14 protein-coding genes are annotated in these 14,162 nt (G+C 68.6%); 4 read left to right on the top strand and 10 right to left on the bottom strand.

Features of this window, described 5'->3' with window-relative positions; translation table 11 throughout:
• Positions 1–31 precede the first annotated feature (31 nt).
• The 3 genes from ABD240_RS00070 to glpX all read right to left on the bottom strand — a co-directional run bounded on the left by ABD240_RS00070 (position 32) and on the right by glpX (position 3,365).
• Positions 32–1,435, bottom strand: coding sequence for a class II fumarate hydratase (locus ABD240_RS00070; protein ID WP_344334250.1), 1,404 nt, complete (start codon positions 1,433–1,435; stop codon positions 32–34).
• A gap of 110 nt (positions 1,436–1,545) precedes the next feature.
• Positions 1,546–2,235 carry a carbonic anhydrase gene (locus ABD240_RS00065; protein WP_291793719.1) on the bottom strand — a complete coding sequence of 230 codons (690 nt, stop codon included), beginning with the start codon at positions 2,233–2,235 and terminating at the stop codon, positions 1,546–1,548.
• The gene (gene glpX / locus ABD240_RS00060) at positions 2,235–3,365 is read right to left on the bottom strand and encodes a class II fructose-bisphosphatase (protein ID WP_291793721.1); all 1,131 of its coding nucleotides are present in this window, start codon (positions 3,363–3,365) and stop codon (positions 2,235–2,237) included. Before glpX ends, ABD240_RS00065 begins: the two co-directional genes overlap by 1 nt.
• A 124-nt stretch (positions 3,366–3,489) precedes the next feature.
• Here glpX and ABD240_RS00055 point away from each other — a divergent pair, with 124 nt between their 5' ends.
• Complete coding sequence (locus ABD240_RS00055) at positions 3,490–4,221, top strand: DUF4245 family protein (RefSeq protein ID WP_291793724.1); 732 nt, start codon at positions 3,490–3,492, stop codon at positions 4,219–4,221.
• Positions 4,222–4,248: 27 nt separating this feature from the next.
• On the opposite strand, the gene ABD240_RS00050 is transcribed toward ABD240_RS00055, so the two are convergent.
• Entirely contained in the window at positions 4,249–4,488 is a 240-nt protein-coding gene (locus tag ABD240_RS00050) for an exodeoxyribonuclease VII small subunit (RefSeq protein WP_291793726.1), read from the bottom strand.
• Positions 4,489–4,505: 17 nt separating this feature from the next.
• Complete coding sequence (gene xseA / locus ABD240_RS00045) at positions 4,506–5,867, bottom strand: exodeoxyribonuclease VII large subunit (RefSeq protein WP_291793729.1); 1,362 nt, start codon at positions 5,865–5,867, stop codon at positions 4,506–4,508.
• 145 nt (positions 5,868–6,012) lie between these two features.
• On the opposite strand from xseA, the gene ABD240_RS00040 reads away from it, so the two are divergent.
• Positions 6,013–7,092: a 4-hydroxy-3-methylbut-2-enyl diphosphate reductase gene (locus ABD240_RS00040; protein ID WP_291793732.1), complete on the top strand. Its 1,080-nt coding sequence runs from the start codon at positions 6,013–6,015 to the stop codon at positions 7,090–7,092.
• 165 nt (positions 7,093–7,257) lie between these two features.
• Here the strand turns inward: ABD240_RS00040 and ABD240_RS00035 are convergent, their stop codons facing one another.
• From ABD240_RS00035 to ABD240_RS00025, 3 genes are all read right to left on the bottom strand, one after another.
• Positions 7,258–7,926, bottom strand: coding sequence for a hypothetical protein (locus ABD240_RS00035; protein WP_344334244.1), 669 nt, complete (start codon positions 7,924–7,926; stop codon positions 7,258–7,260).
• A 366-nt stretch (positions 7,927–8,292) separates the two neighbouring features.
• Positions 8,293–9,411 carry a DNA recombination protein RmuC gene (locus ABD240_RS00030; RefSeq protein WP_344334242.1) on the bottom strand — a complete coding sequence of 373 codons (1,119 nt, stop codon included), beginning with the start codon at positions 9,409–9,411 and terminating at the stop codon, positions 8,293–8,295.
• A gap of 80 nt (positions 9,412–9,491) precedes the next feature.
• The gene (locus ABD240_RS00025; protein WP_344334240.1) at positions 9,492–10,433 is read right to left on the bottom strand and encodes an NAD-dependent epimerase/dehydratase family protein; all 942 of its coding nucleotides are present in this window, start codon (positions 10,431–10,433) and stop codon (positions 9,492–9,494) included.
• Positions 10,434–10,554: 121 nt separating this feature from the next.
• On the opposite strand from ABD240_RS00025, the gene ABD240_RS00020 reads away from it, so the two are divergent.
• The gene (locus ABD240_RS00020; protein WP_344334239.1) at positions 10,555–11,313 is read left to right on the top strand and encodes a TetR/AcrR family transcriptional regulator; all 759 of its coding nucleotides are present in this window, start codon (positions 10,555–10,557) and stop codon (positions 11,311–11,313) included.
• A gap of 39 nt (positions 11,314–11,352) precedes the next feature.
• A complete protein-coding gene (ychF, locus tag ABD240_RS00015; protein ID WP_344334237.1) occupies positions 11,353–12,438 on the top strand; it encodes a redox-regulated ATPase YchF in 1,086 nt (361 codons plus the stop codon).
• Positions 12,439–12,447: 9 nt separating this feature from the next.
• Here ychF and ABD240_RS00010 read toward each other — a convergent pair whose 3' ends face one another.
• Both ABD240_RS00010 and ABD240_RS00005 read right to left on the bottom strand, forming a co-directional pair.
• Positions 12,448–13,047: a DNA alkylation repair protein gene (locus ABD240_RS00010; RefSeq protein ID WP_344334234.1), complete on the bottom strand. Its 600-nt coding sequence runs from the start codon at positions 13,045–13,047 to the stop codon at positions 12,448–12,450.
• A gap of 234 nt (positions 13,048–13,281) precedes the next feature.
• Entirely contained in the window at positions 13,282–13,851 is a 570-nt protein-coding gene (locus ABD240_RS00005) for a hypothetical protein (protein WP_344334232.1), read from the bottom strand.
• Between the last annotated feature and the right edge of the window lie 311 nt (positions 13,852–14,162).

Below are 14,162 nucleotides of genomic sequence, written 5' to 3'. Positions count from 1 at the left end.
AGGCGCCGCGGGGTTCTGCGAGAAGCTCAGATCAGCGGTAGTCGCCGATCATCGTGGTGACGTCGAGCGCCTTGTCGAGGTCGGCCTCGGTGATGGAGCCGTCCTCCACGAAGCCCAGGGCGATCGTGGCCTCCTTGACGGTCTGCTTGTTCGCCACGGCGTGCTTGGCGATCTTCGCGGCGGACTCGTAGCCGATCACCTTGTTGAGCGGGGTGACGATCGAGGGGGAGGCCTCGGCGAGGAAGCGGGCGCGCTCCTCGTTGGCGGTGAGGCCGTCGATCATCTTCTCCGCCATCACCCGCGAGGTGTTGGCCAGCAGGCGGATCGACTCGAGCAGGTTCGCGGCCATGACCGGGATGCCCACGTTGAGCTCGAACGCTCCGTTGGTGGACGACAGCGACACCGTCGTGTCGTTGCCGATCACCTGCGCGGCCACCTGGATCGCAGCCTCGCAGATCACCGGGTTGACCTTACCGGGCATGATCGAGGAGCCGGGCTGCAGGTCCGGGATGTGCAGCTCGCCCAGGCCGGTGTTGGGGCCCGATCCCATCCAGCGGAGATCGTTGTTGATCTTCATGAAGCTGTAGGCGATGCCGCGCAGCTGACCGGAGACCTCGACCAGACCGTCGCGGTTGGCCTGTGCCTCGAAGTGGTTGCGCGCCTCCGTGATGGGCAGGCCGGTCTGCTCCGAGAGCAGCTCGATGACCCGTGCGGCGAACCCGGCAGGCGTGTTGATGCCGGTGCCCACGGCGGTGCCGCCCAGGGGGACCTCGGCGACGCGGGGGAGCGCGGCGTCGATGCGCTCGATGCCGTAGCGGACCTGTGCCGCATACCCGCCGAACTCCTGGCCGAGCGTCACGGGCGTCGCATCCATGAGGTGCGTGCGACCGGACTTCACGATGCCGGAGAACTCCTCGGCCTTCTTCTCCAGCGAGGACGCGAGGACGTCGAGCGCCGGCTTGAGGTCGTTGACGAGCGCGTTCGTCACGGCGACGTGGACCGAGGTGGGGAAGACGTCGTTGGACGACTGCGAGGCGTTCACGTGGTCGTTCGGGTGGATCTCGACGTCGGAGCCCTCGAGCGCGCGGTTGGCCAGCTCTGCGAGCACCTCGTTGGTGTTCATGTTCGAGGAGGTGCCGGAGCCGGTCTGGAAGACATCGATGGGGAAGTGCGCGTCGACCTCGCCGGAGATGACGGTGTCCGCGGCGGAGGCGATGGCCTCGGCCCGCTGTGAGTCGAGGACGCCCAGCTCGGCATTGGCGCGGGCGGCGGCCTTCTTCACCTGGCCGAGCGCGGCGATGTGCTCACGCTCCAGCGTCTTGCCGGAGATGGGGAAGTTCTCCACGGCGCGCTGGGTCTGCGCACGGTAGAGGGCGTCGACGGGGACCTTGACCTCGCCCATGGTGTCGTGCTCGATGCGGTATTCCTGCGTCATATCTCTTCTTCGCTCCTGGTCGGTTCTGGGTTCAGTGGTGAGAGCCGTGGACATCGCGGCCGTCGTCCGCGCCGGCGGGCACGGGAGGCGACGGCAGCGGATCAGTCCGGTCAGCGGTCGCGGACGAGGTCCACCGGATTGCCGTTGTCATTGACCGCGGCCCCCAGGCGGGAGACGAGGTTCACGCGGCCGTCCGCGAGGTGGTAGGTGAGGCCGACGATCTCGAGGGACCCACGCCGCAGCGCCCGGCGGATGAGGGTGGACCTGCGGGGCAGGCGCATGACGGTGTCGATGGTGTTCTGGACGACCGCGCCCTGCAGATCCGAGAAGCCCTCGCTGCGGGCGTGGACGACGGAGGGCAGGATGCGCGTGACCAGGTCCTCGATGAAGCCGCCGGGGGTCTCCCCGGTCGTGTACGACTCGACGGCGGCGGTGACGGCACCGCACGAGTCGTGGCCGAGCACGACGAGGAGCGGGGTGCCGAGCACCTCGACCCCGTATTCGAGGGTGCCGATCGAGGCGGAGTCGCTCACCTGGCCGGCGGTGCGGACCACGAACATGTCGCCGAGGCCCACATCGAAGATCATCTCCGCCGCGACCCGGGAGTCCGAGCACCCGAACAGGGTGACGAAGGGCTCCTGGACGTTGGCGAGCGCGGAGCGGCGCGAGACGTCCTGATTGGGGTGGGCGGGGTTGCCGTCCACGTACCTCGCATTGCCCTCCATCAGGGCTGCGTAGGCCTCGCCGGGTGTGGTGAAGCGCCGCGCCGGTGATACGGCGTCCGCTGCGCTGTTCGGCATCAGATCAGTCCCTTCCTGGAGGCCTCGCGCGCGGCCTCCTCGTAGGAGTGGGTCTTGTCGAGCCTGTGCTCCGCGTAGACGTTGCGGACGGTCCCGGACTTGGAGCGCATGACCAGCGAATGGGTGAGGACGCGGTCGCCCTCGTAGCGGACGCCGTCGAGCAGATCGCCGTGGCTGATGCCGGTGGCGACGAAGTAGGCGTTGTCGCCGCTCACCAGGTCATCGGTGGTGAGGACCGCGTCGACGTCCAGGCCCTGCGCCGCCGCGGCCTGGCGTTCGGCCTCGTCCTGGGGATGCAGTCTGCCCTGCACCATGCCGCCCAGCGCCTTGATGGCACAGGCGGTGATGATGCCCTCGGGGGTGCCGCCGATCCCCAGCAGCATGTCGATGCCGGTGCCGGGGCGGGCCGCTGCGATCGCACCGGCCACATCGCCGTCCGTGATGAGGCGGATGCGGGCACCGGCCTCACGGACCTCGGAGATGATCCGCTCGTGGCGCGGGCGGTCGAGGATGACGACGGTCACGCTGGAGGTGTCGGTGCCCTTGGCCTTCGCGACCCGGCGGATGTTCTCCGCGACCGGGAGGCGGAGGTCCACGGAGTCCGCGGCCTCGGGACCCACCGCGAGCTTGTCCATGTAGAACACCGCGGAGGGGTCGAGCATGCTCCCGGCCTCGGCCACGGCCATCACCGAGATGGCGTTGGGCATGCCGCGAGCGGTGAGGGTGGTCCCGTCGATCGGGTCGACCGCCACGTCCACCTGTGCGCCGGTGCCGTCGCCCACGCGCTCGCCGTTGAACAGCATCGGGGCTTCGTCCTTCTCGCCCTCGCCGATCACCACGGTGCCCTCCATGCTCACGCTGGAGAGGACGTTGCGCATGGCGGCGACGGCGGCACCGTCCGCTGCCAGCTTGTCGCCGCGGCCCACCCACGGGGCGGCGGCGATCGCCGCGGCCTCGGTCACACGTACGAGTTCGAGGGCGAGATTGCGGTCCGGTTCGCCCTCCGCTGTGCGCAGCCGCTGGGACCAGGAATCGGTGACGGCGACGGGGGGAGCGTCCGGGTCCGGACGGCCGCCGTTGTGGTGCTGCTTGGCTTCTGGCGCCTCAGCGGACGCGGAGTTCTCAGGCATGGCTCTCATTGTGCCACCACGATCGCGTGCTCCGGCATGCGGATGCACCTGGCGGATGCGCCTCACGGACGGGAGACCACCTGCGGACTTGGCCGCCGCACACAGGAGCGGGGAGAATGCTCCTGTGACTGACCAGCATGATGACGCGCGCACACCGCTGCCCACCTCGACGGCACGGTACGGAACCCTCGACGGCCCCTCCGTCCCGCAGGAGGGGCCGGAGCTGTTCCCCGGCGAGCGTGCGATCGCTCGGACCAAGGCCGGCTCGCGCGAGGAGATGCGGACCATCCGGCGGCACTACAACTGGGTGAACATGGTCATCGCACTGCTGGCCTGTGCAGCGGTGGTGGCCGTTGCGCTCATGTTCGCACCCCAGCCCCAGGGCGACCCCACCCGCGAGGTGGACTACATGGAGGTCGCGGCCACCGCACAGCCGACCGCAGATTTCCCGCTCGCCGCGCCCGCGGTGCCGGAGGGCTGGCACTCCAACACCGCGACGTTCGGCGAGGACGGCTCTGCGGCGGTGCCCACCTGGTACATCTCCTGGGTGAACGAGGAGGAGGACCTGTGGCTCTCACTCCGGCAGGTGGGAGCGGAAGCGCCGGAGACGTGGAGCGACGGGGCCCTGGAAGGCTATGCCCACACAGGAGAGTCCGCTCTGGCCGGCGTGCAGTTCGCCCGCTACGAGGCCGTCGACGGCCCCGGGCATGCCCTGCTCGGCGAGGCCGAGGGCACACAGCTGCTGGTGACGGGCTCGACCTCCTGGGAACAGGTCGAGACGACTGTCGAGGACGCGCTCGCTTCGCTGGGTGACGCGGGGGAGCCTGCACCCGCAGGCGAGCCCGAGGCCGGCTGAGCTCTCCAGCGCCTCGGGGCCTCCCGCTCAGGCCTCCGCGTTCTCCTCCCTTGCGGCCCGGGCCTTTTCGAGGCGGTCCTTGGCGCCTTCCAGCCATGCCTGGCACCTGTCAGCGAGCGCTTCGCCGCGCTCCCAGAGCTGCAGAGAGTCCTCGAGGCTGAGGTTGCCCGCTTCCAGCGTGCGGACGGTGGTGACGAGCTCTTCACGCGCCTGCTCGTAGCTGAGCTGGCCGACGTCCTGCTGTGTGGTTGCCGCTGCTTCCGACATGGTTCTCACTCCTGCGTTCAGTTGTGGTCGTCTGTGGGGTGCGTGTGCTCTGCGCCGTGTGTCTCCTGGGCGCCGGACGTCTCCTGGGTGCCGTGCGGCGCGGGCGCGGTCTCGTCCACTGTGGCGGTGATCCGGCCGGAGGCCACGCGGATGGACACCTGGTCCCCGGGAGAGACCTGTTCGTGGCTGCGCACCGCGCTGCCGTCCGGTGCCTGCACCACCGCGTAGCCGCGTGCCAGAGTGTTGAGCGGCGAGAGGCTGCGCACCTGCGCCCGGAGGTGCTCCACCTCGGCTCCGGCCCGTGAGACAAGCCCCGCCTGTGCCTGCCATGCCCGCCCCCGGAGGGCGGCGACGTCCTGCCTGCGTGCGGTGAGCATGGACTCCGGCTGCGCGAGCACGGGTCTGTTGCGCACGTCCGCGAGTGCTCTGAGCTCCGCCGTGAGCATGCGGTCGAGGACGCCGTCCAGGGAGGCGCGCGCCTGCAGGATCCCCATCTGCTCCTCCGCCACGTCCGGCACGATCCGCTTGGCGGCGTCCGTGGGGGTGGAGGCGCGCAGGTCCGCGACCTCGTCGAGGAGGGGCCGGTCCGCCTCGTGGCCGATCGCGGAGACGACGGGGGTGCGTGCGGCGTACACGGCCCGCACGAGCGCCTCGTTGGAGAAGGGGAGGAGGTCCTCCATGCTGCCGCCGCCGCGGGCGACGACGATGACGTCGACGGCCGGATCCTCGTCGAGGGCGCGCAGCGCCTCGAGCACCTGGGGGACCGCCTGTGTGCCCTGGGTGGCGGCGTTGCGGACCTCGAACTCCACGGCCGGCCAGCGCAGGCCGGCGTTCCTCATGACATCCTTCTGCGCGTCCGAGTCATGGCCCGTGATGAGGCCGATCCGCTGGGGCAGGAACGGCAGGCGCTGCTTGTGCGCGGGGTCGAAGAGTCCTTCCGCTGCGAGCATCTGCTTGAGCTGTTCCAGCCGCGCGAGCAGTTCGCCGAGGCCGACGGCGCGGATGTCGTAGGCCTGCATCGTCAGGCGGCCCTTGGCCAGCCAGTAGTTGGCCTTGGCCTGGACCACCACGCGGGAGCCCTCCGTGAGCGGAGACGACAGCCGGTCGCGGACGTTGCCCCAGATCTGCACGGGGAGGGAGATGTCCTCCGTCGTGTCGTGGAGGGTGAGGTAGCTGGCCTTGGCCCGGTTGTTGAGCTCGATCACCTGGCCCTCGACCCACACGGTGGACATGCGGTCGATGTAGGCCTTCATCTTGTGCGCCAGCAGACTGACCGGCCAGGGATTCTCCGCACTGGTCTCCGCCGCTGTGGGCGCCAGCGGTGCCTGCTGCGGCGATTCGCCCAGGGTGCCGGGCGTGCCGGTGATGCGCTCCGCCATCTCGTCCTCCTCGCGGGTTCGCTGACGTCGGCCCAACTCGTGGACGATCCTAGACGAGGGCACGGACGCAGGGTTCCGGGGCGTGTCCGCCGGGCTCCGCGCGGTGTCCAGCGCTTCCGGAGCCTGGATCCGTAGAATCAGCCGTATGACTGCCGTGACCGTGCCTGTGCCGACCATGCCGCGCCGCCGCAAGGACCCCACCGAGATCCGCGATCCGGAAGGTGCGGAGAAGAAGGTGCTCCTCGCCGCCCCGCGAGGCTACTGCGCAGGGGTGGACCGTGCGGTGATCGCCGTGGAGCGGGCGCTGGAGCACTACGGCGCTCCCGTCTACGTGCGCAAGGAGATCGTCCACAACCGCCATGTCGTGGAGACGCTCTCCGAGCGCGGGGCGATCTTCGTGGAGGAGACGGCCCAGGTGCCGCAGGGGGCACGCGTGGTGTTCTCCGCGCACGGAGTCTCGCCGCAGGTGCACCAGGAGGCGGCGGACCTGGAGCTGCGCACCATCGACGCCACGTGCCCCCTCGTGACGAAGGTGCACCGCGAAGCCGTGCGCTTCGCGAAGCAGGGATACTCCATCCTCCTCGTGGGCCATGCGGGCCACGAGGAGGTCGAGGGCACCATGGGCGAGGCTCCGGAGGCGATCACGCTCGTGCAGAATCCGGAGGAGGCGCGCACCGTCGAGCTGCCGGAGACGGACAAGCTGGTGTGGATCTCGCAGACCACCCTCAGCGTCGATGAGACGATGGAGACGGTGGGAATCCTGCGCGAGCGGTTCCCTGCGCTGACGGATCCGCCTAGCGACGACATCTGCTACGCCACGCAGAACCGTCAGGTGGCCGTGAAGAAGGTGGCGCCTGCCGCCGACCTGGTGCTGGTGGTGGGATCCGCGAACTCCTCCAACTCGGTGAGGCTCGTGGAGGTCGCCCTGGAGCACGGGGCCAAGGCGGCGCATCGCGTCGACTTCGCCCGTGAGGTCGATGAGGAATGGTTCCACGACGTGGCGACCGTGGGGGTGACGAGCGGGGCCAGTGTGCCGGACACTCTCGTCCAGGATCTGCTGCGTCTGCTGGCGGACTACGGGTATCACGAGGTCGAGGAGGTGCGCACGGCCGAGGAGGACCTCATGTTCTCGCTGCCCAGCGAGCTCCGCAAGGATCTCAAGGCGGCCGGCCTGGCCACGTCCAACAAGCCCGGCGGTGCGGACCGCGAGCACGAGCTGCGGTGAGGACGGCCGTGGGTGGAACTCCGCATGTGAATGGCTGAACGATGCGTGTGAGGGGCGGAGCGCCGGGATGGGGCGCTCCGCCCCTCATGTGTGTGAGCGCGGACGGTCACATGTGCGACGGGGACTCTGTGCGAACGCAGGCCCGCGGACGCGCAGCGCCGGCTCTCAGTGCCTGCTCCGAGACCCCCGATCCGGCTGCGCAAGGAACCAGGCGTTGGCCCGGGGGAGCCAGAAGGGGACGAGGAGGACGACCGAGAGCACCGCAGCGGCGACGGTGCCGCCCGTGCCCGGTCCGGGGATCACGACGGCGGTGAGGATCTGGTAGACGACGGCGGCGAGAGTGAGGAGCGTCAGTGCCATTCGCGCCCATTCCGAGGCCTCGCGCAGGCGCAGCGTGAGGTAGAGCTGGACGATCTGCATGATGAGGCCGATGACACCGGCGGCGAGGAAGGCGATGATCAGTCCCCAGCGCACCGTGCCGAAGAGGCTCACCATTCCGGTGCCCCACAGCACCACGGGATTGGTGAGTGCGCTGATGAAGACGAAGAGATAGGTGCCGATCATGCTCACGATCGTGAGGCAGCCGAGCACCAGCCAGATCCAGTAGCCGATCCTCGCCTCGGTGGGCATGTGTGCGGTTGAGAAGACGCTGGCGAAGCCGCGTTCGAACCGAGGCCTGAGCGCGGCGGCACTGCGCGGCCATTCTGTGGGGAACCGGAACTGATAGCCGGAGTTCGCACCGTGGCCGTTCGCGCCGGTGCGGGGGCGGAGGTGCTCCGCGGCCGGGGTGGAGGAGGGCTCGGCGTAAGGGGGCGAGCTGTATGCGGGAGGCACCGATGGGGCCGCTCCCGGAGGCTGCTGAGCGCCCTGTGGTCGCACTGTGCTCTGCGGCTGCTGCGCAGGGTGCGGGGCAGGTGCCTGCGGCGGGGCTGGAGGCGGCATCGGCGGCTGCGGGGGCGGGTTGTGGGGATCCGTGGTCATCGACTTTCCATCGTGGGGGACTGGACTGCCCGGCGGACTGTTCCGCGGAGGGTCGCCGCGGACCGTCCGCCGGTCAAGACCGGACCATATCAGGAGGATCGCGCAACGCCGGTTGTCCTGAGCCCGCCGCGCGTGCGGGCAGGTCCTCCGCGTGTGCGGGTGAGGCTTCCCCGTACGCGGCCGGATGGGTGGGCGTGCGTATGTGGGCAGACGGGACTCTCAGTTCGCGCCTCGATGATGCGCGGGTTCGAACTCCGCTGCTGTGAGCCCCCGGCTGCGGGAAGAGAGTTCCTGCGGTTCCGTCAGGGCGGCCTCGGAGACGCCGGTGGCGGAGAGCTTCCGTGCCGTGGGCAGGAACCGCGACTCGAAGGAGCCGACGAGGCGGTTGTAGTCCTCCACCGAGCGGTCGAGTCCCGCACCCATCCGGGTGAGGTGCTCTGTGAGCGTTCCCACCCGGGCGTGGAGCTCCCGGCCGAGGTCGAGGATGCGGTGCGCGCTCCGGCTCAGATCCGCCTGCTGCCAGTTGAGGGCCACCGTCTTCAGCAGGCCCAGGAGGGTGGACGGGGAGGCGAGGATGACACCGGAGGAGAGCGCGTCGTCGATGAGCGCCGGATCCTCCTGGCCGGCGGAGGCGAGGAGACCGTCCGAGGGCAGGAAGCACACGACGAAGCGCGGCGCCGGGGTGAACGCCTGCCAGTAGGCCTTCTTGGACAGGGCGCTCACATGCCGGCGCACTGCACGTGCCTGCGCGCCCGCCTCCGGAGCGCTGCCGTCCAAGCCGCTGAGCGGGGCCTTCGCATCGATGACGATGCTCGCCTCCCCCGGGAGGTGGACCACCATGTCCGGGCGGGCGGTGGAGCCGTCGGTGCGGACGGAGACCTGGACGTCGAAGTCCACGTGCTCCAGCATGCCGGCGAGCTCCACGACCCGGCGCAGCTGCACCTCACCCCAGTCGCCGCGTGCGCTGGTCGCCGACAGCGCGGAGTAGAGCTCGGACGCGGAGGCGCGGAGCCGTTCGTTCTGCAGGGCGAGCTGCCGGAGCTGTTCGTCCAGGCCCGCGAGTCTGGCCGCCTGCTGCCGGTCCTGTCCGCTCACGTGCTGGCTGAGCGTCCGCAGGTCCGAGGCGAGGGGGCCCACGGCGGCGGTGAGCTCCCCGGCGACCTGTGCATCGGCCTCGAGCGCCTCGGACCGGTCCTGCAGCAGGCGGGCCGTGGTCTCCGCGCGGACGAGCCGTTCCTGCAGACTGCTGCGCGCCCGCGCGGCACCCAGCAGCCAGCCCAGGACGAGGCCGAGGGCGAGCACGAGGAGAAGGACGGACGCGAGTGTGGCGGTGTGCATGTCCCACATGGAACCACGAGGCACGGACACAGCGGTGTGGGCGGGGGAGGGACACGTGCGGAGCGGAAGCCCTGTCCGGGTCAGCCTCCGGTGCGCACCCATTCCGCCAGCACGGTGTCCCAGGACGAGGCCTCGACACCGAACTCGCCCGTGAGCCGGCCGCTCTCCATGACCGCAGGCGCGTCCCAGAGGTACTGCTGATTGTGCAGTTCGCGGGCCATGGGGGAGAAGAGTCCTGCGGCGGCGAACACCGCACGCGGAATGCGTGAGACGGGGAGCTGCTTGGCTGAGCTGCCGGTGCGACCGCGGGCGGCCTCGGCGGCGAGCTGAGCCATCTCACGCTGGGAGAGCGGGGGCAGGGAGGGCGCGAGCAGGACGGCGTCGCCCTCCGGTGCGAGTGCGTGCGCGTTCTGTGCGGCGGCGATCATCGCACGGGCGAGATCCGGGATGTAGGTGGCCGAACGCGGCGCATCCGGGTCGCCCATGACCCAGGCCCGGCGTCCGCGGTGTGCGGGTGCGAGGACCATGAGCGGGAACACGGATGTGCGGGGGTGCGCGGTGGGGCCCAGCAGATCCGCGGCGACGACGGACAGGGTCCTCGCCGCATGTGCCTTCCTCTGGGCCAGGAGCCGTGCACGCACCTTTCCGAGGGGCGCGACGGGTGCCGGCGGCGTGCGTTCCGTGAGGTGCTCCGCACCGTGCCCGTAGGCGTACACGGACTCCGGGAAGATCACCGGGATGCCGGTGGCGGCGGCAGCATCCATGACGGCTGCCTCGCGAGGGGGAAGTGCGCGCTCCCAGGCCGGTGCGCTGTAGTCCGCATGGATGCAGTGGAAGATCGCCGAGGCGCCGGAGAGCGCTCGGTGCAGCAGTGCAGGATCTCCGGCGTCCCCCTGGAGGAGCGTGGTGCCCGGCAGCGGTGAAGGCGAGCGGCGGATGACTGTCACCGAGTGGCCTGCGCCGACCAGGTCGTGGGCGAGCTGGGTGCCGATCTGGCCTGCGCCGGTGAGGACGTATCGCATGAGTATCCATTCTGTGAGCGGTGCTCTCTGTTGGAGTTCAGCGTACGGGTGGGCGTGATAATTTTCAAGAGCAGTGCTCACAGAATTGATGGTGGCCGTGGCTCGTGCCAGACTTGCGCCCATGAACCGACCAGTGCTGAGGACGCACGCGCAGGCGCGTGCAGAGATGCGTGAGGGGATCCTGCGTGTGGGCAACGCGCTGCTCGCGGAGCACGGAGCGGCGGGTCTCTCCGTCCGGGCGATCGCCCGTGAGCTCGGAGTGGCCTCCTCGGCGCTGTACCGGCACGTCGCCAGCCGTGACGAGCTGCTCACCCTGCTCCTCGTCGATGCGTACTCGGAGCTGGCCGCGCGGGTGGAGGAGGCGCTGGAAGGTGGGGCTTCGGGCGAGCGCGGCGGCGAACCGGACGAGCGGGAGGGTGAGCCGCTCGAGCGGGGCGGCGAGCCGGCCTCGGCGGCAGAGGCTCTCGCGGTGCTGGCGCGGGCCATGCGCGGCTGGGCGGTGGCCAATCCTGCCAAGTGGGCATTGGTGTACGGCTCGCCGGTGCCGGGCTATGCGGCCCCGGCCGAACGGACCACGGGTCCCGGGACTGCGGTGCTGGGACGGTTCATGGGGATGCTTGCGGCAGATGCAGAGGAGGGGCCGGTCGCGGATTCGGGCCTCAGTGAGGGTCTGGATGCGGTGCTCACGGCCGGCGGAGAGGAGCTCGGACTCCGGATGCCGGCGCAGCGGGCGGCTCAGGCGGTGGAGGCCTGGACGGGCCTGGTAGGTCTCATCAGTGCGGAGGTGTTCCAGCAGCTCGGGCCGGACTTCGCGGGGCATGGTGCGGAGATGCTGGAGCGGTGGATCGCGGGAACGGTGAGCCGATTCGCTCTGTGCTGACATGCATGCCGTATTCCGTGACCGGTAGACTCGGGCAACGTGGCTCTTACTATCGGAATCGTCGGACTGCCCAACGTCGGCAAGTCCACCCTGTTCAATGCTCTGACCCGCGCAGAGGCGCTCGCCGCGAACTACCCGTTCGCCACGATCGACCCCAACGTGGGCATGGTCCCTCTGCCGGACCCCCGCCTCGGCGAACTGGCCCGCATCTTCGGCAGTGAGAAGATCCTGCCGGCGACGGTCTCCTTCGTGGACATCGCGGGCATCGTCAAGGGCGCCAGCGAGGGTGAGGGCCTGGGCAACAAGTTCCTCGCCAACATCCGCGAGGCGGACGCGATCTGCCAGGTGACCCGTGCATTCTCCGATCCTGACGTCACCCGCGTCGATGGTTCCGAGACGCCTGCGGGTGACATGGACACGATCTCGACGGAGCTGATCCTCGCCGATCTCCAGACCATCGAGAACGCACTGCCGCGTCTCGAGAAGGAGACGAAGCGCAAGACGATCGAGCCGAGCGTGCTGGAGAACGTGCAGAAGGCCAAGACGCTCCTGGAGGACGGCACGACGCTCTTCCACGGTGCGGCGGGTGCGGGAATCGACGTCTCCGAGCTGCGGGAGCTGCAGCTGATGACGGCCAAGCCGTTCATCTACGTGTTCAACACGGACGAGGACGGGCTGGCGGACGAGGCCATGCAGCAGGAGCTGCGCGAGCTCGTGGCGCCGGCGGAGGCGATCTTCCTGGATGCCAAGTTCGAGTCCGAGCTGATCGAGCTCGATGAGGCCGAGGCCAAGGAGATGCTCGAGTCGACGGGCCAGGACGAGTCCGGCATGGACAAGCTGGCGCGCGTGGGCTTCAAGACGCTCGGGCTGCAGACGTATCTGACGGCGGGTCCCAAGGAGTCGCGGGCCTGGACGATCCCGCAGGGCGCGACCGCACCGCAGGCCGCAGGCGTCATCCACACCGACTTTGAGCGCGGCTTCATCAAGGCGGAGATCGTGAGCTTCGACGACCTCGTGGCCGCTGGATCGATGGCCGATGCCAAAGCTGCGGGCAAGGTGCGCATGGAGGGCAAGGACTACGTCATGCAGGACGGGGACGTGGTGGAGTTCCGGTTCAACGTTTAATTGTCGGGTTCATTGATCGCGCCGTGCTGCATGCTTGCGGTAGATCTTGACCGCGGAGGCGACGCGCGGGTGCGGGTCGTCAGCAAGTAGGTCGGCAATGAGAAGTCCGCGCGCGACGTCACCATCTGTCCCTTTCTTGATGAACCATAATGGCGCGGTGATCGCAGACCGTCGTCGAAGTGGGTCGTCGGATCGTGCAAGGTCTTCGAGAACCCTAAAGTCGATCACGTCGCTTAGGATCGGCCACCCGATTACCCGGGGTGCTGCTCGATCAACCATGTCCCATGTCGTGATGGCGTCGTGGTGGTCGAGATAGATTGCGGCGAGAGCCTCACGCTCTTTGTCGGAGAGACGCCGACGGGCGCGAAAATCGAGGATGCAGAATGCGGCGAGGCGCGGCTCATACGCAGGATGGGTGAAAAGTCTCTCGAGCTCTGCTGGGGGGATGTCGGTGGCAAGCTTCGCCGTCTCGAACAAGGTGCCCATCCGGACGCCGATGACCGATTCATCGGTTGCGACTCGGGTTCGGATCCGCTCGGTCTCACGTGGGTCAGACGCGTTCTGCAGTGCAGCGACGAGTTCGTCTGCAGTTTTCAGGAGACTCCCCATGTTCGGATCTTAGCAAGGGTGTCAGGGTTGCGGCGTGAGCCCAGCGCGAACGGTGGGGCATCGTTAAACGCCTCATGGAGACGCCAGGCGGCGGCGTTGCACATTCGACAGATTCTTTTTCTGGACGGAGCTGCGAGCACGCCCGCCTCGTCCAGCCCGTAAAGGTTGTTGCGTGCCGGAACGTGGTGGAGTTCCGCTTCTCGAACTGAACCTTTGGTATCTCCGCGACTTGATCTATTCAAGTTCGCGAGGTCGCTCACGGCAGGCCTCGGTGACGCGCATCCGGCCGTCCGCATCACGGTGCATCGCCATGTAGACGACGTCGTCGTGGGCATAGACCCTGAGCACGCGGACCAGCTCGGTAACTTCGATATAGGTCAACGACCGTTTGCTGCTGAAATCAGATGCGACGAAGATACCCTCGAGTCGGTGCTGCGGCTCCTCGCTCCCGTTGAACGAGAACACGACGCTGTGGACCACGCGGTTGCACAGCTCACGGACTGAGATCTGCTCGCGTTTCCCCTGCTTCAGATCGAACATCTCCCAGAACTCATGGCGGCTCCAGAAGTCCGGCGGCTGCCCCTTGAGAGGGTGCGAGAGCACCTGCACGCGTTCGGCCTCGGCTCCGTCGCTGATCTTCCCAGGTGTGTCCAGAAGTTTTCGCATCGCGAAGCTCGCGACCATGACGTCACGCTCCATAAGGAAGCCCGTTCGGTCCGTCCATCGTTTCTGGCCCGCCCGCCTCTCGATATCGACAGCGATCCGACCGAGCGTCTCTTTGCATGGAGCGGAGTCGTCGATCACAGTCGCATTCCTTCCGCAATGTCTTTTGTCTCGTTACGCATCCGCACGGGTATGCATTGGCGGTATCCGTGGGCAACTCGTAGAAGGTGTACTGGGATCACGGTTTCGAGTCCTCGTCGCTAGCGTCTTCGCGCAGTAAGCAGCGGGCCATATGCCCAGTCTCGCGCAGATCTACGAAACGCTGCTGCCAGAGGTTGGTATCCGCGGCGACGTGGTGGAGTTCCGGTTCAACGCCTGAAGGTTAGCTTCCGCGGGGACGCCAGCGTCCGAACCCGCCCTCGGTATTGATGATCTGGCCTGTGAGCCACGAT

Source organism: Brevibacterium salitolerans, assembly GCF_039531405.1.
Lineage (GTDB): Bacteria > Actinomycetota > Actinomycetes > Actinomycetales > Brevibacteriaceae > Brevibacterium > Brevibacterium salitolerans.
This window is presented reverse-complemented; position numbering and strand designations above follow the sequence as displayed.